Source organism: Streptomyces sp. NPDC051364, from assembly GCF_040682115.1.
Taxonomy (GTDB): domain Bacteria; phylum Actinomycetota; class Actinomycetes; order Streptomycetales; family Streptomycetaceae; genus Streptomyces.
The window spans coordinates 130,067-151,094 of the sequence record NZ_JBFBAH010000015.1; the positions used below are offsets into that span (position 1 = coordinate 130,067).

Here is a 21,028-nt window from a genome sequence, read left to right on the forward strand (position 1 = left end):
GCCCCACGCTGTCGGCCCGAGGTTAACGGCTCGGGCCCCTCTCGCTGCCGCGGGCTCCGCCCCCGGACCCCGGACCCCAGCGCCTCGAACGCCGGCGGGACTACGAAGGGCCCCGCCGGAACGCTATGCGGGTCACGCAGGCGGCCGAGCCGCGGTCCAGGAGGACCGCCGACGTGCAGCCCGCGGGGAGGCGGCCCGATTCCGCTTCGCGCAGCAGGCGGGCCACCGCGCCGCGATGGCGGGCGAAGGCGTACGCCGACACCCCGCGCCCCCGCGCCGCCTGCCCGGACAGGGCCTCCTCGGGGGTGGTGTCCAGCAGCAGCAGGTGCAGCGCCCGGCCCCGCCGCCGCGCGGCTGCGGCCAGCAGGCTGCGCACCCAGCTCTGCGTCCCGCAGTCGTGGACCACCGCCGAGGCCCCGGAGCGCAGCGTCCGCCACAACCCCCAGTAGTGCGCGCAGCGGACCAGCGGCCGGTACACCGCGTACGGCAGCGCCCGCGGCATCCGCCGCTCCCAGCGCTCGCGCACGTCCTGGGAGTCGATGCCGCCGTCCTCCGCGGCCCGCTTGATCAGCGTGCTCTTGCCGCCGCCCGGCAGGCCGGACACCACGACGATGTCCCCTTCGGCGAAGCCGAGCCACTGCGGTCCGTGCGGCCCCCGGCCGCGCAGGTCGCGTACGGGACCGCCGGTGGAGCGCGCCCGCCGCGCCGCCGGCACTCCGTCCACGGTTCCCGTCCCGGTCGCCGCCAGCACTCCGAATCTCCGCACAGTGATCGCCTTCCCCCATCGGGCCGCAGGGCCCCTCATGCCCACTGAGTGTAAAGAGACGGTAATCCGGCCGCGCCCGGTTCCGGCCTGCACTTCCCGGCCGTCTCGCCGGTCCGTACGTTCTTTCGGGCCCGGCCGCCCGATCACCCGGACGGCGTGCAATGATGTGCGCCATCTGGACCAACTGCATACCGGCCGCTTGAATCCGCGCGGGAGAGTCCCGGCAGGCCGTGAGGCCGTGCCCGGGCGCCGAAGGAGCAAGTTCCTCCCTTGAATCTCTCAGGCCCCGTACCGCGTGGATGAGGCAGATCTGAAAAGCGAGCCGCGCCGCCGTCCCTCACGACGGCATCCGCGTGCGCTCCACCCAAGGTGCAAGTCGACGTTCCCCGGGTCCGACCGGGAACTCTCGGCGAACCTCTCAGGTTCCGATGACAGATGGGGAGGATCGTCCTCGTCATGTCATGCCCTGGGACCCGGGAGCCACACCCATGAGCACTGCCCCCCGCCTGACCGCCCTCGATGCGCTGCACCGATCGCTCGGTGCGACCATGACCGATTTCGCGGGCTGGGACATGCCCCTGCGGTACGCCAGTGAGCGCGACGAGCACAACGCCGTCCGCACCAAGGCCGGTCTCTTCGACCTGTCCCACATGGGCGAGATCACGCTGACCGGCCCACAGGCCGTCAAGGCCCTGGACTACGCGCTGGTCGGCAACATCTCCACCGTCGGCGTCGGCCGCGCCCGCTACACGCACATCTGCCGGGAGGACGGCGGGATCGTCGACGACCTGATCGTCTACCGCCTGGGCGAGACCGAGTACATGGTCGTCGCGAACGCCTCCAACGCCCAGGTCGTCCTGGACGCCCTGACCGAGCGCGCCGCCGGCTTCGACACCGTGGTCCGCGACGACCGCGACGCGTACGCGCTGATCGCCGTGCAGGGCCCGGAGTCCCCCGGCATCCTCGCCTCCCTCACCGACGCCGACCTGGACGGCCTGAAGTACTACGCCGGCCTGCCGGGCACCGTCGCGGGCGTGCCCGCGCTGATCGCGCGTACGGGCTACACGGGCGAGGACGGCTTCGAGCTGTTCGTCGCCCCCGAGCACGCCGTCGAGCTGTGGCAGGCGCTGACCAAGGCCGGCGAGGGCGTCGGCCTGGTCCCGGCGGGCCTGTCCTGCCGCGACACCCTGCGCCTGGAGGCGGGCATGCCGCTGTACGGGCACGAGCTGACCACCTCCCTCACCCCGTTCGACGCGGGGCTGGGCCGGGTCGTGAAGTTCGAGAAGGAGGGCGAGTTCGTGGGCCGCGCCGCCCTGGAGGCCGCCGCCGAGCGCGCCGCCTCGAACCCGCCGCGCAAGCTGGTCGGCCTGATCGCCGAGGGCCGCCGCGTCCCGCGCGCCGGCTTCCCCGTCGTGGCCGACGGGCAGGTCATCGGCGAGGTCACCTCGGGTGCCCCGTCCCCGACGCTGGGCAAGCCGATCGCGATGGCGTACGTGGACGCGGCGCACGCCGCGCCCGGCACCTCCGGCGTCGGCGTGGACATTCGCGGTACGCATGAGCCGTACGAGGTCGTGGCCCTGCCGTTCTACAAGCGGCAGAAGTAACACCCGTACCCCGTACCGGCTCCCTACCGACGCCGTACGGGCGCCGTACCGGCCGTCTCAGTACGCAAGACCACTGTTCGTATCCACTCCCCCGCATCCAGGAGAATCAGGTCATGAGCAACCCCCAGCAGCTGCGTTACAGCAAGGAGCACGAGTGGCTGTCGACCGCCGAGGACGGCGTCGCGACGGTCGGCATCACGGAGTTCGCGGCCAACGCGCTCGGTGACGTCGTCTACGCCCAGCTCCCCGAGGTCGGCGACACGGTGACCGCGGGCGAGACCTGCGGTGAGCTGGAGTCGACCAAGTCCGTCAGCGACCTGTACTCCCCCGTCACCGGTGAGGTCGTCGAGGCCAACCAGGACGTCGTGGACGACCCGGCGCTCGTGAACACCGCCCCGTTCGAGGGCGGCTGGCTGTTCAAGGTGCGCATCGCGGAGGAGCCGGCCGACCTGCTCTCTGCCGACGAGTACGCCAAGCTCACCGCCGGTAACTGACCACAGGGGATCCTGATGTCTGTTCTGAACACCCCTCTCCACGAGCTCGACCCGGACGTGGCCGCCGCAGTCGACGCCGAGCTCGCACGCCAGCAGTCCACCCTGGAAATGATCGCGTCGGAGAACTTCGCTCCGGTCGCCGTCATGGAGGCCCAGGGCTCGGTCCTGACCAACAAGTACGCCGAGGGCTACCCCGGCCGCCGTTACTACGGCGGCTGCGAGCACGTCGACGTGGTCGAGCAGATCGCGATCGACCGCATCAAGGCGCTGTTCGGCGCCGAGGCCGCGAACGTCCAGCCGCACTCGGGTGCGCAGGCGAACGCCGCCGCGATGTTCGCGCTGCTGAAGCCGGGCGACACGATCATGGGCCTGAACCTGGCCCACGGCGGTCACCTGACCCACGGCATGAAGATCAACTTCTCCGGCAAGCTCTACAACGTGGTCCCGTACCACGTCGACGAGACCGGCGAGGTCGACATGGCCGAGGTCGAGCGCCTCGCCAAGGAGTCCAAGCCGCAGCTGATCATCGCCGGCTGGTCCGCCTACCCGCGCCAGCTGGACTTCGCCGCCTTCCGCCGCATCGCGGACGAGGTCGGCGCGTACCTGATGGTCGACATGGCGCACTTCGCCGGCCTGGTGGCCGCGGGCCTGCACCCGAACCCGGTGCCGCACGCCCACGTCGTCACCACCACCACGCACAAGACCCTCGGCGGTCCGCGCGGCGGCGTCATCCTGTCGACGCAGGAGCTGGCCAAGAAGATCAACTCCGCGGTCTTCCCGGGTCAGCAGGGCGGCCCGCTGGAGCACGTGATCGCGGCCAAGGCGGTCTCCTTCCTGGTCGCGGCCTCGCCCGAGTTCAAGGAGCGCCAGGAGCGCACCCTCGAGGGCGCGAAGATCCTCGCCGCCCGCCTGGTCCAGGACGACGTCAAGGCCGTGGGCGTGGACGTCCTCACCGGCGGCACCGACGTGCACCTGGTCCTGGTCGACCTGCGCAACTCCGAGCTGGACGGGCAGCAGGCCGAGGACCGCCTCCACGAGGTCGGCATCACGGTCAACCGCAACGCCATCCCGAACGACCCGCGGCCCCCGATGGTCACCTCGGGTCTGCGGATCGGTACGCCGGCCCTCGCCACCCGCGGCTTCGACGCCGAGGCCTTCACCGAGGTCGCCGAGATCATCGCGCAGGCGCTGAAGCCGGCGTACGACAGCGAGGCCCTCAAGGCGCGCGTCTCCGCGCTCGCGGCGAAGTTCCCGCTGTACCCGACGCTCTAGGCATCGGCTTGGGGGGCCCGGCCTTGTGTCACACAGGGTCGGGCCCTTCCCGTGTGACACGAGCCATACCCGAGCGCCGTCCGGCCACCATCTCGGGCAGACGAAACGTTCACCTCGCCACGTTAAGCTCGACTGTCGGACAAAATCCGAACAATCCCCCCTCGTACGATCCACCCCGCCTGCCCCTCCACCCACGAGCAGACAAGGGAGTCCGCCACCGTGGCCATCTCCGTCTTCGATCTCTTCTCCATCGGCATCGGCCCCTCCTCCTCCCACACGGTCGGTCCGATGCGGGCCGCCCGCATGTTCGTGACCCGGCTGAAGAAGGACGGCGTGCTCGCCCAGACCGCAGCGGTCCGGGCCGAGCTGTACGGCTCCCTCGGCGCGACCGGCCACGGCCACGGCACGCCCAAGGCGGTGCTGCTGGGCCTGGAGGGCCACTCCCCCCGCTCGGTGAACGTGGAGACGGCCGACGACGAGGTGGAGCGCATCCGCCGGAGCGGCCGCCTGCGCCTGCTCGGCACCGAGATCGGGAGCGCGCACGAGATCGCCTTCGACGAGCCGAGCCAGCTGATCCTGCACCGCCGCCGGTCCCTGCCGTACCACGCGAACGGCATGACGCTCTTCGCGTACGACGCCTCGGGCGCGCCGCTGCTGGAGAAGACGTACTACTCGGTCGGCGGCGGCTTCGTGGTGGACGAGGACGCGGTCGGCGAGGACCGGATCAAGCTCGACGACACCGTGCTGAAGTACCCCTTCCGCAGCGGCGACGAGCTGCTGCGCATGGCCCGGGAGAGCGGCCTGTCGATCTCCGCGATGATGCTGGAGAACGAAAAGGCCTGGCGCACGGAGGAGGAGATCCGCGAGGGCCTGCTCGAGATCTGGCGCGTCATGCAGGCGTGCGTCTCGCGCGGCATGTCGCGCGAGGGCATCCTGCCAGGCGGCCTGAAGGTCCGCCGCCGGGCGGCGAACACCGCCCGCAAGCTCCGCTCCGAGGGCGACCCGCTGGCGCTGTCGATGGAGTGGATCACCCTCTACGCGATGGCCGTGAACGAGGAGAACGCCGCGGGCGGCCGGGTGGTCACCGCTCCGACGAACGGCGCCGCGGGCATCATCCCGGCGGTCCTGCACTACTACATGAACTTCGTGCCCGGCGCCGACGAGGAGGGCGTGGTCCGCTTCCTGCTCGCGGCCGGTGCGATAGGCCTGCTCTTCAAGGAGAACGCCTCGATCTCCGGCGCCGAGGTCGGCTGCCAGGGCGAGGTCGGCTCGGCCTGCTCGATGGCGGCCGGCGCCCTCGCCGAGGTCCTGGGCTGCACCCCGGAGCAGGTCGAGAACGCGGCCGAGATCGGCATGGAGCACAACCTGGGCCTGACCTGCGACCCGGTCGGCGGCCTCGTCCAGATCCCGTGCATCGAGCGCAACGGCATGGCGGCGGTCAAGGCGGTCACGGCGGCCAAGATGGCGATGCGCGGCGACGGCACCCACAAGGTCTCCCTCGACAAGGTCATCAAGACCATGAAGGAGACGGGCGCCGACATGAAGGTCAAGTACAAGGAGACCGCCCGCGGCGGCCTGGCGGTCAACGTCATCGAGTGCTGATCCGGCACGCATGACGAGTGAGGGGCCCGGCGCAAACGCGTCGGGCCCCTCACTCGGCAACGCCTCCACCACCCAGCAGGTCGCCACCGGCTCCGGGGCGTCCAACCAGAGCAACGGCGCCCAGGCCAACGGCGCCGGCTTCACCGCCATCGGGCAGTCCAACGACTCGTTCGTCCTCAACCCCGTCCCGTAACGGACCGGTGACGCAGCGGCCCGCCCTTCCCCCGGAGGGCGGGCCTCTCCGCGTTCCTGTGACAGGACGGGTCCAGCGGCCCTCCGGCTCGGGACCTTCGGCCCCGCGGGGGCGGCCGGGAGGTGGGCTAGCTTGCCCGAGAGGGCGGATTCCCCCCCGTGAGCCGACAGAGAGGTGGAGCGCATGGACGGCACGGACGGTATCGAGCACCACGTCCTCCCGCTCCGGCTGGAGGCCTCGCCCGCGCCGCTGCCGCTGCTCGGGGGCTTCACGTACCGCTGCGACCGGCCCTACGAGCTGGCCCTCGACTTCCGGGGCGCCGGGATGCACGTGGCGCGCTGGGTGTTCTCCCGGGACCTGCTGCTCGACGGGGAGACCTGCGCGACGGGCGAGGGGGACGTCCAGGTGTGGCCGCGCCGGCAGGGCAGGGAGCCGCGCGTCTTCCTCGCCTTCACCAACGGCGAGCGGAGCTGCGTGGTGTCCGCCCGGGCGAAGGACGTGCGCGCGCTGTGCCGGCGGCTGGTCGCTCTGGTGCCGCGGGGCGAGGAGCAGCGGCACTACGACCTCGACGCCGAGCTGAGCACCCTCCTGCCCCGATAGGGAGCATTTATCCCGTTTCTTCTCGTTTCAGGCGTTTTGGGTGCAACCATGAGCCTGCCGGGAGTGTCCTCAGCAGTGACACCGGTCCCCGCCTCCGAAGAATCAGGGGGACGTCATGAACCACCTCCGCCGCCGGCAGCTCGTGGCCCTTGCCACAGGTGCGCTGCTCACCGCCGGGATCACCCTCGCCGCGCCGGCCTCGGCCGTCGTCCGGCCCACGCCGCTCGTCGTCAATGCCCGCTGGGGCGGGCACTGCACGTACGACCGCATCGTCATCGACCTGCGGGGACACGCCCCCGGGGTCACGGTCACCCGCGTGCCGAGGCTGGTCCAGGACGGATCCGGCAAGCCCGTCCCGCTGGCCGGGAAGTACTTCCTGCAGATCAGCCTGCATCCCGCCGCCGCGCACAACCGCGCGGGCGACAGCACGTACCGCGGGCCGAAGCTCGTCAAGATCTACCTGCCCCAGCTCAAGGGCCTTGCCATGACGGGCGACTTCGAGGGGTACGTCACCTTCGGCGCCGCCTTCCACAGCAAGCCCTCCTTCACCTCCTTCAAGCTGCACGGACCCGAGCGGTTCGTGCTGGACGTCGCGCACCGCAACGTGTGCCGGTGAAGGTGAGGGACTACCGGTGCTCGGGGTTCGGGAAGTCGAAGCGGCAGCCGGCGTCCCACTCCGAGCGCTGGTTCCCGTGCGCCGGGATCCCGCCCGAGCGCTTCAGCAGGGCGGCCAGGTGCATGAGGTTCCACGACATGAAGGTCGTGTTCCGGTTGGTGAAGTCGTTCCCGGGGCCGCCCGAGCCGGGGTCGAGGTACGAGGGCCCGGGCCCGGCCTCGCCGATCCAGCCCGCGTCGGCCTGCGGCGGGACGGCGTAGCCGAGGTGCTGGAGGCTGTAGAGGATGTTCATGGCGCAGTGCTTCACGCCGTCCTCGTTGCCGGTGATGAGCGCGCCGCCGACGCGCCCGTAATAGGCGTACTGGCCCTGCGCGTTCAGGGTCGAGGAGCAGGCGTAGAGCCGCTCGATGACCTGCTTCATGACGGAGCTGTTGTCGCCGAGCCAGATCGGGCCGCACAGCACGAGGATGTCGGCGTCCATGATCTGGCTGTACAGGACGGGCCACTGGTCGGTTTCCCAGCCGTGCTCGGTCATGTCGGGCCAGACACCGGTGGCGATGTCGTGGTCGACGGCGCGGATCAGCGAGGTCCGGGCGCCGGCCGCCTCCATGACGGCGCGGCTCTTGGCGATCAGGCCCTCGGTGTTGCTGGTCTCGGGCGAGCGCTTGAGGGTGCAGTTGACGTAGACGGCGGTCAGGTCGGAGTAGTCGTAGTCGGCGGCCACACCGCCAGCCTCGGGGCCTGCGGGCGCCGCCGCCACCGGGCCGCAGCCGTTCGGGACGCCTGTCCGGGGCCGCCCCTTCGGGCCGGGTTGGTACCGGTCCGAGGGACGCTCGTTCACCGGATCATCCCCCCTGCACCCCGACGGGAGTCGTCTCGCGGTCGCCCTCGGGAACGGGGTCGCGGCCCTCGACCTCCCGCATCCCTAGGATGGCCGCATGTCGCTGCCGCACGCCATCCTGACCGCCCTGCTGGAGAAGCCCTCGTCGGGGCTGGAGCTGACCCGGCGGTTCGACAGGTCGATCGGGTACTTCTGGTCCGCGACGCACCAGCAGATCTACCGCGAGCTCGGCCGGCTGGAGGAGGCCGATCTGATCCGGGCGCTGCCCAGCGAGGTACCCGTACGGGGGCAGAAGAAGCAGTACGAAGTGCTGGCCGGCGGGAGCGCGGAGCTCGCGCGGTGGGTCGGCGAGAGCCAGGACCCGAAGGCCATCCGGGATCCGCTGCTGCTGCGGATCCGCGCGGCCGCCGTGGTGGGCCCGCACGGGCTGGCCGGGGAGCTGCGGCGCCATCTCGATCTGCACCGGCGGCAGCTGGCCGTCTACGAGGCGATCGAGGAGAAGGACTTCCCGCCGGAGCGGGACTCCGACGAGGACCGGCTGCGCCGGCTGGTGCTGCACGGCGGCATCGGCCTGGAGACGTTCTGGCTGCGCTGGCTGGAGGAGGCCCTGGGCGAGGTCGAGGACATGGCGCCGCCGCCCGGCGGAGCCGTCTCCTGACCCCGGGAAACGCGCCGGGGCAGCGCAATGCCCCCGCCCGCCCGGCAGAAGGACATGGCGGGGGCTGCGCAGGGCTTACTTGTTCAGGGAGGCCCAGAACTCGTCGAAGCTCAGCAGGCCGTCGCCGTTGCTGTCCTTGGCCGCGACCACGGCGTCCGCGACGGCGCCGGTCACGTACGCGTCGCCCATCGCCTTCATGGCCGCGCTGTACTCGTCGGCCGTGACGAAGCCGTCACCGTCCGCGTCGAACTTGCCGAACGTCGCCCGCGCGCTCTCGATGTCAGCCACTGGGATCCACCCCTTCTAGGTGCTTGTTGACCGGCCAAGGGTAGCGGCAGCCGGGCACCGCCCCCTCCCGCGGGTCCCGTTCGGGCGGCAGATATGAATTCAATTACCCTTCCGCGATGTGGAACCGAAAATTCCAGCCACGAAATCCGACCCGGGCTTGTCACGTTCCGGGGTCACGGCATAACGTATCGGCATTGCCGCCACACCAGGAGCGCAGGGCTCCCAGGGACAAGCGGCAACAAGGGCGATCACACAGGTGACGATCACAGTCGGCGCATCATTCGAAGTTCTGCCCTTCACCCGCACCTGCCGCCATATCCGGGAAGACGGCGACCATGTGCTCATCGGAGTCAGCCCCGGAAACAGCTATTTCAGCGCAGACCGCACAGCAGTCGCGCCGGATGGGCCGTGACCCGCTTCGCGTAGGTCGACTTCGTGTACGCCGACCTCCATGTGGATCGGATGTTCGCCGCCTTCGGCCACACCCGGGAACACGCGGAGAATCGTGCCGCGAAAGGGATCAAGGCGGTCCGGCGGCGCATTCTCAAAGGCGTGGAGGAATCAGGGCATCCCCATGCAGAAATCCGCGTGAGAGCACTTTCCGAGTTCCAGCCGAACCCCGTCTACCAACTCCTGCACCGCCGCGTCCTGCATTTCCTGGAGACCGACGAACAATTCCGGAGGGAACGCCGATGAGCGTCGAGCGGCTTGAGGGCCGGGAGTTCGAGGGCGGGGTGCCGGTGGAACGGCTGCCCGGGCTGCGGCTCGCGGTGCCCGCCGAGAACCTGGTGTGGCGTACGGGCTTCATCAAGCGGCTGCCGGAGCGGCTTCCCGTCGCCTGGTGACGGTACGGGGGTGTCCCGGGAGCTGTGCGAGCTCCCGGGGCGCCGCCGTGTCGCCGTGTCCCGTACGCCCCGTACTCCCCGCCGCCTAGCGGAAGATGCCGGTGTGGCCGAGCGAGTAGCGCCCGGGCTGCGGGTAGACGGCCAGGCCGTGCGGGCCGCCGCCCACCGGGATCTTGGCGAGCTGCTCACCGGTCGCCGTGTCGATCGCGTAGACCTCGGAGTTGTAGCGGCCCGACAGCCACAGCACCTTGCCGTCGGCGGAGACGCCGCCCATGTCGGGGCTGCCCCCGTCGGGCAGCTCCCACTTCTTGGTGAGCCTGTTCTGCTTGAAGTCGAAGACGGAGATGCTGCCCTCCCCGCGGTTGGAGATGTACATCTCCTTGGAGTCGCGGCTGACGTACAGGCCGTGGGTGCCCTTGCCGGTGGGCAGCAGCTTGGGGATGTCGAACTTGTCGCCGCTGAACACCCACATGCCGTGCGCCATCATGTCCGCGACGTAGAAGGTCTTCCCGTCCGGGGAGACCTTCACGTCCTGCGGCATCGCGCCCTCGAACGGCAGCTTCTGCTGGGCGACGACCTCCATCTTCTCGGTGTCGACCTTGAGGAGCTCGCCGGAGAACTCGCAGCTCACGATGAAGTAGCGGCCGTCGGCGGAGAAGTCCGCGTGATTGACGCCGAAACAGGTCACCGGGACGGTCTTCACGCGGTTCATCGTGTGCGGATCACGGAAGACCAGCTCGCGGTCCATGGAGGCCATCACGACCGCGTACTTGCCGTTCGGCGTGAAGTACAGGTTGTACGGGTCGTGCACCTCGACGGGCTCGCCGGCCTCGCCCGTGGCCGGGTTGATCGGCGTGAGCGTGTGGCCGCGGTTGTTGTTGACCCACAGGGTCTTCATGTCCCAGGACGGGACCACGTGCTGGGGCTGGATGCCGACCGTGATGGTGTCGATGACCTTGTACGTCTTCGGGTCGATGACGGACACCGTATTGGAGGTGGTGTTCGGTACGTAGACGCGGGACGGGAAGCCCTTGACCACCGGGGCGAGGTTGTTCGGCCGGTCGGCCGCGTACACGTCGTTCGGGTCGAGGAGCGGCGGCATCCCGGCCAGGCCCTGCGGCGCGGCCGGGACGGCCTTGACGGGCTGGCGGGCCGGGGCCGCGGAGCCGAGCGCCTCGGCGGCCTCCTTGTCGGCCGATCCGCAGCCGGCCAGGGCGGCGAGGAGCAGACCGGCCAGCAGCACGGTGGCCCTCCGGGGAGGGCGGGTGGTCGTCATGAGGTCAGCAGCTCCGTGGTGGTCACCGCGCGCAGGTTGCGGCGCGCGAGTTCTTCGAGGAGGGGCGGCATCGCGTCGACCGTGTCCGCGTAGCCGAAGTGCAGGCTCACCACCGATCCGCTGCGGATCGTCCCGGTGACGGTGCGGATGACGGCCGCGGCGCCGGGCGAGGTGAAGTCGAGGGAGTCCACGTCGTACGAGAGGACGTGCGGGTAGCCCGCCCGCCGGGCCAGCTTGGTGACGAGGGGGGTGGCGTACTGGGTCTGGGAGGGCCGGAACCAGGTGCCGATGGAGCCGGTGAGCCGCTTGAGCCGCTGGGCGCAGCCGGTGATCTCGGCGTAGGCCTCCGCCTCGGGCATCTCGTTGATCGCGAGGTGGCGCTGGGTGTGGTTGCCGAGCTCGTGGCCGCCGTCCAGGACCCGGCGGGCCATGTCCGGGTGGGCGTCGAGCCAGCTGCCGATCGCCAGTACGGTGACCCGCGCGCCCGCTCTTTCGGCCTCGGCCAGTACGGCCCGGGCGATGGCGGGGTCCCCGTTGCCGTGGAAGGTGAGGGCGACCCGGGGGCGGTCGCGCGGACCGTGCCCGATCTCGTCGGGCTGTCCGGGGATCCGGCGCGGGCCGGGCGCGGCCGCCCGGCCGACCCGTGCGGCCGGCCCGGTGACCGGGGCGGCCTCGGCCGGGGGCGCGGAGGGGGCCGGGCCGCCGGCGCCGCAGGCGGCGGTGAGGGCGCCGGCGGCGGCTGCCGCGCCGGCGCGGAGGGCGGATCGGCGGTCCGGGTAGCAGAGCACCCGCCCATTTAAGTCGTGGATGACCCTGAAGATAACGATTGACCCATTTCGGGACCTTCACCGGAGTACACCCATGCGAGGGAGTGTCCGGTTTGCGATCAACGAATCACACACAACGGTGGATAGTTATTCATTGATTGCGAGGTGAGTGGCCGACCTCACCTAGGATTTAGCTGGAAACTCTTAGTATTTGCACACTTATGTCCAAGTTGGGACTTTTGGCGTTTGGTCGCCCGTCTGCCATAGTCGGAATCACGGCTTCCCCATTGACCCGAGCGAAGTCGCCACGCCGAGGATCACACCCCCTTCGATCCTCGGCGGACCCATGAAGCCCCCACGACGCCCCACTACGGCGACCGGGGGCTTCAGGCATTTCAGGGGCCTATGGCAGTCAAGGGGCCGTCTGCGATCAAGGGGCACAGGGGCGCCGGAGTCAGCGGTCGGCCACCCGCATCTCGAACCAGGTGATCTTGCCGCGCGGCAGCAGGTCGGCGCCCCAGCGGTCGGAGAGCTTGTCGACGAGGAAGAGCCCCCGGCCGGTGGTGTCCAGCTCGTGGACCGGCATCAGGCAGGGCAGTCCGCGCGAGGGGTCGCGCACCTCGACCCGGATCCAGCCGCGCCGCCGCAGCATCCGTAAGCCGAAGGAGCGGGCGCCGGTGTGGCGCACCGCGTTGCCGACGAGCTCCGAGACCAGCAGGACGGTGTGCTCGGACACCTGCGGGGAGAAGCCCCAGAAGCGGATCACCACGTACTGGGTGAGCCGGCGGGCCGCGCTCGCCGACTCGGGCATGGACGGGAGCGTCACTTCCGCCTCGGCCGGATTCCCGTACAACTCCAGCGCCTTGAGACCCTGTTCGTCCTCAAGAGCCGCCGTCAGCCGTACGGCGGAAGCGCTGCTGCGCTGCCGCGGCTGTTCCACACCCTCCAGGCCCGCCATGAACCCATCATGGACGGCCGATACGCCCGTCCGGGCCGTTCCGCAGGAAAACACCCCCCGGAATAGTCGACTCCAAGGGGGCGTCCCGTCATATGCGTTGGGCAATCGGAAGCCCGCGAAACCATCCTGATCTGCGGTGACACACCGCCCCCGGACGATCACCCCGAGTGGATCTCCACAGCTCCTTAAGGCTGCTTTAAGGCCTGGCTAATCCACCCCCAGGGAGGACTAAGCAGCCTCGGGGAAGTGGGGCACGCGCCCCCGCGCCGCCCGGCACGGCGCCTCGCCGCGTTGTCGCAGCACCCTGGTACGTCCCGTACAAGCGTGCCGCTCCGCCGTGCGATGCACCGCACCGGACGACGCTAAAACGCAACCCCACCTCCCCGAGACCGCTTAGAGGAACTTCGCCTTGCCGGGGCCCTCCTCGACGAAGCTGCGCATGCCGCGCTCACGGTCCTCGGTGGCGAACAGGCCCGCGAACCAGTTGCGTTCGATGGTCAGGCCGGTGTCGATGTCCGCCTCGAGGCCCGCGTCCACGCACTCCTTGGCGGCGCGCAGCGCGATCGCCGGACCCTGGGCGAGCTTGGCGGCCCAGGCGTGCGCCTGCTCGTACACCTCGGCGGCGGGCACGACCCGGTCCACGAGCCCGAGCGTGAGCGCCTCGTCGGCCTTGACCATACGGCCGGTGAAGATCAGGTCCTTGGCCTTGGACGGCCCGATCAGCCGGGACAGCCGCTGGGTGCCGCCGGCGCCGGGGATCAGGCCGAGCAGGATCTCGGGCTGGCCGAGCTTCGCGTTGTCGGCGGCGATCCGGTAGTCGGCGCACAGCGCGAGCTCGCAGCCACCGCCCAGGGCGTAGCCGGTGACGGCGGCGACGACGGGCTTGGGGATCCGCGCCACGGCCGTGAAGGCGTCCTGGAGCGCGCGGGACCGGGCGACCATCGCCGCGTGGTCCATCGTCTGCATCTCCTTGATGTCCGCGCCTGCCGCGAACACCTTCTCGCCGCCGTAGATGATCACCGCGCGGACGTCGGCCCGGTCGGTGGCCTCCACCGCGAGCTCGCGCAGCCGGTCCTGGGTGGCGATGTCCAGGGCGTTCATGGGCGGCCGGTCCAGGCGGAGGGTGCCGACGCCTTCGGAGACTTCGAGAGAGAGGGTCATAGGCGGAAGGTTAGCCGCGGTTAACAGGGAATGGCCCGGTGCTGTGGGTCACAGCACCGGGCCACTCGACTACGTACGGGGGAGGACTACTTGATCCACTCCGCCCAGTCCATGTTCCAGCCGTTGAGGCCGTTGTCCGGGGCGATCTGCTTGTCCTTGGAGTTCTTCACGACGACGACGTCACCGATCAGCGACTCGTTGAAGAACCACGCGGCGGGCTGGTTGCCGTCGCCCGCACCGCGGACGTCCTTGAGGCCCACGCAGCCGTGGCTGACGTTCTCGGAGCCGAACGTGCCGGAGGAGGCCCAGTAGTTGCCGTGGACGAAGGTGCCCGAGTTCGACAGGCGCATCGCGTGCGGGACGTCCGAGATGTCGTACTCGCCGCCGAAGCCGACGGTCGCGCCGTTCATCCGGGTCACCTTGTACTTCTCGCTGATGACCATCTGCCCGTTGTACGTGGTCGTCGACGGGGCGCCCGCGGTGATCGGGATGTTCTTGAGCACCTGGCCGTCGCGGACGATCTGCATCGTGTGCTCGCTCGCGTCGACCGTGGAGACCTGCGAGCGGCCGATGGTGAAGGTGACCGTACGGGTCTGCTTGCCGTAGACGCCGGGACGGCCCTCGACCCCGTCGAGGGCGATCTTCACGGTGACCTTGGTGCCCGCGGCCCAGTACTTCTCGGGGCGGAAGTCGAGGCGGTCGTTGCCGAACCAGTGGCCCTCGACCGGCACGGACGGCTCGGCCGTCACCGTGATGGCCTTCTCGACGGCCTCGGTGTTGGTGATGCCTCGGGTGAAGTTGAACGACACCGGCATGCCCACGCCGACGGTCTCGCCGTCCTCGGGCGTGTAGTGGCCGACGAACGTGTTGGTCGGGGTCAGCGTGGTGAACGTGGTGTCCTTGGCGGACTCCCGGCCGGCCTCGTCCTTGGCGACGGCGTGCACCTTGTACTCGGTGGCGGCGGCCAGGTTGCGGGCGGGCTCCCAGCTCGCGCCGTCCTGGGCGAGCTTGCCGTCGACGGCGTTGCCCTTGGTGTCGGCGACGGTCACAGTGGTCAGCTTGCCGCCGGTGCTGGTTATCTTCAGGATGCCGCTGGTGGCGACCTCCTTGGCGCCGTCGTCCGGCTTGACGCTGACAACGGCCTTGGATGCCTCGGTACCGGTCTTGCCGCCCCCGCCGCCCCCAGCGTTGTCGCCGCCTCCGCCGCCGGTGTTGCCGCCTCCGCTGCACGCGCTCGTGAGCAGCAGTGCCGCTCCGAGCAGGAGGGCCGGCAGGCCGGTGCGGCGGGCGCGGCCGCGTATCGGCTGCACGTTCACTCTTCTTCTCCCCATGTCCCCCGCGCGCGGACAGTCGCGCGCTTGTCGACAGGAAATCACATGGGGGGATCACGAAGAGAAACGGTCTTGTCACCGTTCCGTCCCAAGAACGGGGAAGGACCGGCGCGTCGCGCGGAGCCGCCGGTCCCCGGTGCGTCAGCCGAGGGCGGAGCCCGCGACCCAGTGCGCCCAGTCCATGTTCCAGCCGCCCAGCCCGTTGTTCGGGGCCACCGTCTTGTCCTGCGAGTTGACGACCTCCACCACGTCCCCGACCAGGGTCCGGTCGAAGAACCAGCCGGCCGGGGTGTCCGAACCGCCGCCCCTGTCGTCGCGCAGCCCCACGCAGCCGTGGCTGGTGTTGGTGGAGCCGAAGGTGTCGGGGCTGGCCCAGTAGTTCCCGTGCAGGAAGGTCCCTGAGGTGGTGAGCCGCAGGGCGTGCGGGACGTCGGGGATGTCGTACTCGCCGCCGAAGCCGACGGTCTGGCCGTTCATCCGGGTCACGTCGAACATCTCCAGCACCACCATCTTCCCGTTGTAGGTGGTGTTCTTGGGCGCTCCGGCGCTGATCGGGAGGGTGGAGACCAGCTTCCCGTCGCGGCGGACCTCCATCGTGTGCGCCTCCGCGTCCACGGTGGAGACCTGGGAGCGGCCGACGGTGAAGGTGACGGCCTTGTCCTGGATGCCGTAAGAGCCGGGCGCGCCCTGCACGTCCCGCAGATTCATCGTGACGGTGACCTCGGTGCCGGGCTTCCAGTACTGCTTGGGCCGGAAGTCGAGGCGCTCGTTGCCGAACCAGTGGCCCGCGACCTCCACCGGGGGCTTGGAGGTGACGGTGATGGCCCGCTCGACGTCGGCGCGGTTCTCGATCGACCGGTTGAAGTTGAAGGAGACGATCATGCCGGTGCCGACGGTGGAGCGGTTCTCGGGCTTGAAGTAGCCGATGAACCGCTCCTCGGGGACGTAGGTGGTGAAGGTGGTGTGCCGGGCCTGGCGGCGCTCGTGCCCGTCGAGGGCGACCGCGTCCACGGTGTACTTGGCGGCGAGCGCGAGCTTGCCGCCCGCGGGGTCGGGGCTCCAGCTGAGGCCGTCGGGGGCGATGGAGCCGGGGACGCGCTCCTCCTGGGCGTCCTCGACCTTGGTGACCACGACCCGCTCGAGGCGGCCCTCGGGGACTCTGACCGTCAGCGGGCCTTCGGCCGGGACCCCCTTGGCGTTGTCCTCGGGGGTGATCCGGATGGCCTCGTCGGGCGACCGGGGTTTGCCGGGGAGCTGGATCTCGACCGGGGAACCGCCGCTCTCGGTGCATCCGGCCAGGCCGCCCAGCAGGGCCGCCCATGCCGCCACGGCGGCCAAGCCCGCCCCTGCCCGCCTCGTCAGAAGTGTCACGATCCCTCCAACGACCGGCCCCCTCCGGGGGAAACGTGAGCGCGGGCCACGTTCCGGGCAGATCTCTCCGGGCAGAACAGTGGGAAGGACCAGACGGGGGCGGGCCCAGGCCGGGACGCCGGGGCCGCACTCTCCCCTCCCCCCGCCGGTACCCAGGAGCCGTGGAGGCGGGCAGTGTCGAGCGCAGCCGAGTACGAGGCGGTGGATGCCGCCGCCATGGAGTCAGTGGAGTCGTTGGATTCGGTGGAGGCCGCGGAGGCCGTGGATTCGGTGGAGGCCGTGGACGCGGTCCGCAGCGGCGGGGCCGCGCCGCCCGTCCCGCACGTCAACGGCCGGGTGAACGGCGCGGTGGCACGGGACCTCGAGCCGGCCTTACGGGCCGTCACGCGCCCGGGGCCACCGGTGTGGCCGGGGTCCTCACACCCGCTCGGGGCGCGTTTTCGCACCGGCCCGGACGGGACGGCGGGCACGAACTTCGCGCTGTGGGCCCAGGGCGCGGAGGCGGTGGAGCTGTGCCTCTTCGACGCGGAGGGCGCCGAGACCCGGTGCGCGCTGACCGAGCTGACGCACGAGATCTGGCACGGCTTCCTGCCCGGCGTGCGCCCCGGGCAGCGGTACGGGTTCCGGGTGCACGGCCGCTGGGACCCGTGGACGGGGGCCCGGTTCAATCCGGCGAAGCTGCTGCTGGACCCGTACGCGCGGGCCGTCGACGGGGACTTCACGCTGCCGCCGGAGGTGTACGGGCACGTCCGCGACTGGCCGCAGCAGTACATCGCGGACACCGTGCGCGACGACCGCGACTCGGCGCCGTTCGTCCCCAAGGGGGTCGTGGTCCACGATGACGACGACTGGGCGGACGACGTCCGGCCGAAGACCCCGTGGGCCGATTCGGTGATCTACGAGCTGCACGTGCGCGGGTTCACGATGCGCCATCCGGGTGTTCCCGAGGAGCTGCGCGGCACGTACGCGGGCCTCGCCCATCCGGCTGCGGTCGAGCACCTGACCCGGCTCGGGGTGACGGCGGTCGAGCTGCTGCCGGTGCACCAGTTCGCGCACGAGGACCACCTGCTGCGCCGGGGCTTGCGCAACCACTGGGGCTACAACTCGATCGGCTACTTCGCCCCGCACGCCGGCTACTCCTCGTCCGGCACGGCAGGGCAGCAGGTCGGCGAGTTCAAGCGGATGGTGAAGGCCCTGCACACGGCCGGGATCGAGGTCATCCTCGACGTGGTCTACAACCACACGGCGGAGGCGGGCGAGCTCGGCCCGACGCTCTCGCTGCGCGGCATCGACAACCGGGGCTACTACCGGCTCCAGTCCGACCAGCGCCGGTACGCCGACTACACGGGCTGCGGGAACACCCTGCACGCCGGGCGGCCGCACGTGCTGCGCCTCATCACGGACTCCCTGCGCTACTGGGTGACGGAGATGGGGGTGGACGGCTTCCGCTTCGACCTGGCGGCGGCGCTGGCCCGCTCGATGCACGACGTGGACATGCTCTCGCCGTTCCTCGCGGTCATCGCCCAGGACCCGGTGCTGCGCCGGGTCAAGCTGATCGCCGAGCCGTGGGACGTGGGCTCGGGCGGCTACCAGGTGGGGGCGTTCCCGCCGCTGTGGACGGAGTGGAACGACCGGTACCGGGATGCCGTACGGGACTTCTGGCGGGGCGCGCTGCCCGACGTACGGGATCTCGGGTACCGGCTGTCGGGCTCGAGCGACCTGTACGCGTGGGGCGGGCGGCGGCCGTACGCCTCGGTGAACTTCGTGACGGCGCACGACGGTTTCACCCTGCGCGACCTGGTGTCGTACGAGCGCAAGCACAACGAGGCCAACGGGGAGGCGGGCCGCGACGGGACCAACGACAACCGCTCGTGGAACTGCGGGGTGGAGGGAGAAACGGACGACGCCCGCATCGGGGTGCTGCGGCGGCGGCAGCTGCGCAACCTGCTGACCACGCTGCTGCTCTCTACCGGGGTGCCGATGCTGGTCGCCGGGGACGAGTTCGGCCGGACGCAGGGCGGCAACAACAACGCGTACTGCCAGGACAACGAGACGGGATGGGTGGACTGGTCGCTGCTGGAGGACCCGGCCTGGCGGGACCTGTGCGCGCTGGCCGCGCGGCTGGTGGCGCTGCGCCAGGAGCATCCGGTGCTGCGCCGGCGGGCGTTCTTCTCGGGGCGGCCGCAGGGCGCGGACGGGCTGCGGGACCTGGCCTGGTTCACCCCGGCGGGCATGGAGATGACCGAGCGGGACTGGTACGCGCCGGCCGCCGCGCTCGGGATGTACCTGTCGGGGCGGGACATCCCCGGGCGCGACGAGCGGGGGCACCAGGTGAGCGACGACAGCTTCCTGGCGCTGCTGCACGCCGGGGACCGGCCGGTGGCGTGGGTGCTGCCGGGCGCGCCGTGGGCGGCGGGGTACGAACTGGTGCTGGACACCGCGCGGGAGGACCAGGCGGCGCCTCCCGGCACCCGGTTCCGGGGCGGGGAGACGCTGACGGTGCCGGCCCGGTCGGTACTGCTGCTGCGGGTGGTGGGCTGAGGGGCGCGGGCCGAGGGGGCGGAGGTGACGGCCGCTACTTCTCCTGCTTCTCCTCGACGTGCCGCAGCATCCGCTTGAGGAGGGCGGAGAGCGCGGCCCGCTCCCCGTCGTCGAGGGGGTCGACCATCTCCGCCTCGGCGATGCCGCGCCAGCGCATGGCCTCGGTCCAGCGCCGGTGGCCGTCGTCGGTCAGCTCCACGTCGACCCGGCGCCGGTCCCCGGAGGCGCGCACCCGGCGGACCAGCCCGGACTTCTCCAGGGTGTCGAGCCGGCCGGTCATCCCGGCCGGGGAGAGCAGCAGTTCGGCGGCGAGTTCGGCGGAGGGGGCCCGCCAGGGCGTGCCGCGGGAGGCGAGCCGGTGCATGGTCTCGAACTCGAACTCCTGCAGTCCGGTCTCGGCCAGGGCCCGTTCCTTGCCGTACTTCACGTGTTTGGCCAGGAGCTGGATCCGCGTGATGACCGCCTCGGTGGGCACGTCGAAGGGGACCTTGCCGCTCCAGCGGGCGATGTGCCGGTCGACCGAATCCTCGGCGTACTCCGTGTCCATGGTCGGAAGTATCGCACCCCGGACTCGATACTTCGTTGACGAATCATTCGCTGGCGAAATATTATCTGCTGTCATGACCTCGTCGATCTGGCGGCTTCTCGCCGGGCGCACCTTCGCGGCCTTCGCCAGCGCCCTGATCCCCACCACTCTCACCCTGGCCGTCGTGCGCACCGGTTCGGCCGGAGACCTCGGCATCGTGCTCGCGAGCGAACTGCTCCCGATGCTGCTCCTGCTGCCCGTCGCGGGCGTGGCCGCCGACCGCTTCCCCGCCCGGCGGGTCGTCCTGGCCGCCGACCTGGTGCGCGCCGCCGCGCAGGGCGCAACCGGGGTACTGCTGCTGACCGGTCCGGTGCGGATCCCCGAGCTCGCGGCCCTGGCGGCGGTCACCGGCGCCGGCGTCGCCTTCGGCAACCCCTCGGCCCGCACACTCGTCGCCGCGGTCGTCCCCGCCGAGGCCCGGCTGCGGGTCAACTCCCGGCTCGGGGTGGCGACCGGGCTCGCACAGATGGCGGGGCCCGCCGCCGCGGGCACGATGATGCTGGTCTTCGGGGCCGGCTGGTCCTCCCTGCTGACCGGCGCGCTGTTCGCCGCCTCCGCGCTCACCCTCGGCGGGCTGCGGACCGCCCCGGCGCCGCTCGTGCGCACCCATGCCGGGTTCACCGCCGAACTGCGGGCCGGCTGGTCCGAGACCCGGCGCCACCCCTGGTTCCTGGCCAATGTGCTCGCCCACGGCGTCTGGCATCTCGCGGCCGGCCTGCTGCTCACCCTGGGACCGCTGATCGCCGTAGAGAGCCTGGGCGGTGCGGCGACCTGGGTGGTCATCGCCCAGGTGGGCACCGCCGGCATGCTCGTCGGGGTCTGGGCCGCCGGCCGGCTGCCCGTGCGGCGGCCGCTGTACGGGGTGGCCGTCGGGGCCTCGGCGCAGGCCCTGCCGCTCACGGCCCTCGGGCTGCGGTTGCCCGTGGCGGTGACGGCGACAGCCTTCTTCGTCGCGATGTTCGGCCTGGGCGTGCTGAGTCCCCTGTGGGAGACGGAGGTGCAGCGCCGGATCCCGCTGGAGACACTGGGCCGGGTCGGCTCCTTCGACACCCTGATCTCCTTCGCCGCCCGGCCGCTGGGGCTGGCGGTGGCGGCGCCGCTGGCGGGGGTCACCGGGACCGCGGCGCCATTGCTGGTTGCGGCCGCCCTGAGCGCCGCCGCGAACCTGTCCGTACTGCTGCTCCCGGACGTCCGCAGGGAACCGGAGCGGGAACCCTCACTCGCCCTGCGATGATGTGCCTTCGTACACACGTGCACC

The 21,028-nt window shown here is 71.0% G+C and carries 23 protein-coding genes and 1 riboswitch; of the genes, 13 read left to right on the forward strand and 10 right to left on the reverse strand.

The window, feature by feature from the left end; all coding sequences use genetic code 11:
• Nucleotides 1–100 precede the first annotated feature (100 nt).
• Nucleotides 101–766, reverse strand: coding sequence for an AAA family ATPase (locus AB0M76_RS27810; RefSeq protein ID WP_365955451.1), 666 nt, complete (start codon nt 764–766; stop codon nt 101–103).
• Nucleotides 767–966: 200 nt separating this feature from the next.
• A riboswitch (glycine riboswitch) is annotated at nt 967–1,070 on the forward strand.
• 184 nt (nt 1,071–1,254) lie between these two features.
• Between AB0M76_RS27810 and gcvT the strand changes: the two genes are divergently transcribed.
• From gcvT to AB0M76_RS27845, 7 genes are all read left to right on the forward strand, one after another.
• Nucleotides 1,255–2,370 (forward strand): glycine cleavage system aminomethyltransferase GcvT, encoded by a 1,116-nt coding sequence (gene gcvT, locus AB0M76_RS27815; protein WP_365955452.1) that lies wholly within the window; start codon nt 1,255–1,257, stop codon nt 2,368–2,370.
• Between the two features lie 113 nt (nt 2,371–2,483).
• Nucleotides 2,484–2,864: a glycine cleavage system protein GcvH gene (gene gcvH / locus AB0M76_RS27820; RefSeq protein ID WP_365955453.1), complete on the forward strand. Its 381-nt coding sequence runs from the start codon at nt 2,484–2,486 to the stop codon at nt 2,862–2,864.
• A gap of 15 nt (nt 2,865–2,879) precedes the next feature.
• Entirely contained in the window at nt 2,880–4,136 is a 1,257-nt protein-coding gene (gene glyA, locus AB0M76_RS27825; RefSeq protein WP_365955454.1) for a serine hydroxymethyltransferase, read from the forward strand.
• A gap of 219 nt (nt 4,137–4,355) precedes the next feature.
• Nucleotides 4,356–5,738 carry an L-serine ammonia-lyase gene (locus tag AB0M76_RS27830; protein WP_365955455.1) on the forward strand — a complete coding sequence of 461 codons (1,383 nt, stop codon included), beginning with the start codon at nt 4,356–4,358 and terminating at the stop codon, nt 5,736–5,738.
• Nucleotides 5,739–5,748: 10 nt separating this feature from the next.
• On the forward strand, nt 5,749–5,931 hold the full coding sequence (locus AB0M76_RS27835; RefSeq protein WP_365955456.1) for a hypothetical protein: 183 nt from the start codon (nt 5,749–5,751) through the stop codon (nt 5,929–5,931).
• Nucleotides 5,932–6,114: 183 nt separating this feature from the next.
• Nucleotides 6,115–6,531, forward strand: coding sequence for an SsgA family sporulation/cell division regulator (locus tag AB0M76_RS27840; RefSeq protein ID WP_365955457.1), 417 nt, complete (start codon nt 6,115–6,117; stop codon nt 6,529–6,531).
• Between the two features lie 115 nt (nt 6,532–6,646).
• Complete coding sequence (locus AB0M76_RS27845) at nt 6,647–7,147, forward strand: hypothetical protein (RefSeq protein WP_365955458.1); 501 nt, start codon at nt 6,647–6,649, stop codon at nt 7,145–7,147.
• A gap of 10 nt (nt 7,148–7,157) precedes the next feature.
• Here AB0M76_RS27845 and AB0M76_RS27850 read toward each other — a convergent pair whose 3' ends face one another.
• A complete protein-coding gene (locus AB0M76_RS27850) occupies nt 7,158–7,871 on the reverse strand; it encodes a flavodoxin family protein (protein ID WP_365955489.1) in 714 nt (237 codons plus the stop codon).
• Between the two features lie 214 nt (nt 7,872–8,085).
• Between AB0M76_RS27850 and AB0M76_RS27855 the strand changes: the two genes are divergently transcribed.
• Complete coding sequence (locus tag AB0M76_RS27855) at nt 8,086–8,646, forward strand: PadR family transcriptional regulator (protein WP_365955459.1); 561 nt, start codon at nt 8,086–8,088, stop codon at nt 8,644–8,646.
• Between the two features lie 75 nt (nt 8,647–8,721).
• On the opposite strand, the gene AB0M76_RS27860 is transcribed toward AB0M76_RS27855, so the two are convergent.
• Nucleotides 8,722–8,934, reverse strand: a complete 213-nt coding sequence (locus AB0M76_RS27860; RefSeq protein WP_053784759.1) for an EF-hand domain-containing protein — start codon at nt 8,932–8,934, stop codon at nt 8,722–8,724.
• 256 nt (nt 8,935–9,190) lie between these two features.
• Here AB0M76_RS27860 and AB0M76_RS27865 point away from each other — a divergent pair, with 256 nt between their 5' ends.
• Genes AB0M76_RS27865 through AB0M76_RS27875 form a run of 3 tightly spaced genes read left to right on the forward strand, consistent with a single transcriptional unit; the run spans nt 9,191 to nt 9,779 of the window.
• Nucleotides 9,191–9,346, forward strand: a complete 156-nt coding sequence (locus AB0M76_RS27865; protein WP_365955460.1) for a tRNA-dependent cyclodipeptide synthase — start codon at nt 9,191–9,193, stop codon at nt 9,344–9,346.
• Between the two features lie 23 nt (nt 9,347–9,369).
• Entirely contained in the window at nt 9,370–9,630 is a 261-nt protein-coding gene (locus tag AB0M76_RS27870) for a tRNA-dependent cyclodipeptide synthase (protein WP_365955461.1), read from the forward strand.
• A complete protein-coding gene (locus tag AB0M76_RS27875; protein WP_365955462.1) occupies nt 9,627–9,779 on the forward strand; it encodes a hypothetical protein in 153 nt (50 codons plus the stop codon). The genes AB0M76_RS27870 and AB0M76_RS27875 overlap by 4 nt, the downstream gene beginning before the upstream one ends.
• 85 nt (nt 9,780–9,864) lie before the next feature.
• Here the strand turns inward: AB0M76_RS27875 and AB0M76_RS27880 are convergent, their stop codons facing one another.
• From AB0M76_RS27880 to AB0M76_RS27905, 6 genes are all read right to left on the reverse strand, one after another.
• Nucleotides 9,865–11,055, reverse strand: coding sequence for a hypothetical protein (locus AB0M76_RS27880; RefSeq protein ID WP_365955463.1), 1,191 nt, complete (start codon nt 11,053–11,055; stop codon nt 9,865–9,867).
• A complete protein-coding gene (locus tag AB0M76_RS27885; protein WP_365955464.1) occupies nt 11,052–11,843 on the reverse strand; it encodes a polysaccharide deacetylase family protein in 792 nt (263 codons plus the stop codon). The genes AB0M76_RS27880 and AB0M76_RS27885 overlap by 4 nt, the downstream gene beginning before the upstream one ends.
• A 433-nt stretch (nt 11,844–12,276) precedes the next feature.
• Nucleotides 12,277–12,780, reverse strand: a complete 504-nt coding sequence (locus tag AB0M76_RS27890) for an ATP-binding protein (protein WP_365955465.1) — start codon at nt 12,778–12,780, stop codon at nt 12,277–12,279.
• A 393-nt stretch (nt 12,781–13,173) separates the two neighbouring features.
• On the reverse strand, nt 13,174–13,941 hold the full coding sequence (locus AB0M76_RS27895; protein WP_266663542.1) for an enoyl-CoA hydratase-related protein: 768 nt from the start codon (nt 13,939–13,941) through the stop codon (nt 13,174–13,176).
• Between the two features lie 86 nt (nt 13,942–14,027).
• A complete protein-coding gene (locus AB0M76_RS27900; protein WP_365955466.1) occupies nt 14,028–15,251 on the reverse strand; it encodes an Ig-like domain-containing protein in 1,224 nt (407 codons plus the stop codon).
• 162 nt (nt 15,252–15,413) lie between these two features.
• A complete protein-coding gene (locus AB0M76_RS27905) occupies nt 15,414–16,634 on the reverse strand; it encodes an Ig-like domain-containing protein (protein ID WP_365955490.1) in 1,221 nt (406 codons plus the stop codon).
• 225 nt (nt 16,635–16,859) lie between these two features.
• On the opposite strand from AB0M76_RS27905, the gene glgX reads away from it, so the two are divergent.
• Nucleotides 16,860–19,184, forward strand: coding sequence for a glycogen debranching protein GlgX (gene glgX / locus AB0M76_RS27910; protein WP_365955491.1), 2,325 nt, complete (start codon nt 16,860–16,862; stop codon nt 19,182–19,184).
• Between the two features lie 34 nt (nt 19,185–19,218).
• Here the strand turns inward: glgX and AB0M76_RS27915 are convergent, their stop codons facing one another.
• Entirely contained in the window at nt 19,219–19,731 is a 513-nt protein-coding gene (locus AB0M76_RS27915; RefSeq protein ID WP_266625274.1) for a MarR family transcriptional regulator, read from the reverse strand.
• A 73-nt stretch (nt 19,732–19,804) separates the two neighbouring features.
• Here AB0M76_RS27915 and AB0M76_RS27920 point away from each other — a divergent pair, with 73 nt between their 5' ends.
• On the forward strand, nt 19,805–21,004 hold the full coding sequence (locus AB0M76_RS27920; RefSeq protein ID WP_365955467.1) for an MFS transporter: 1,200 nt from the start codon (nt 19,805–19,807) through the stop codon (nt 21,002–21,004).
• The last annotated feature ends 24 nt before the right edge of the window (nt 21,005–21,028 follow it).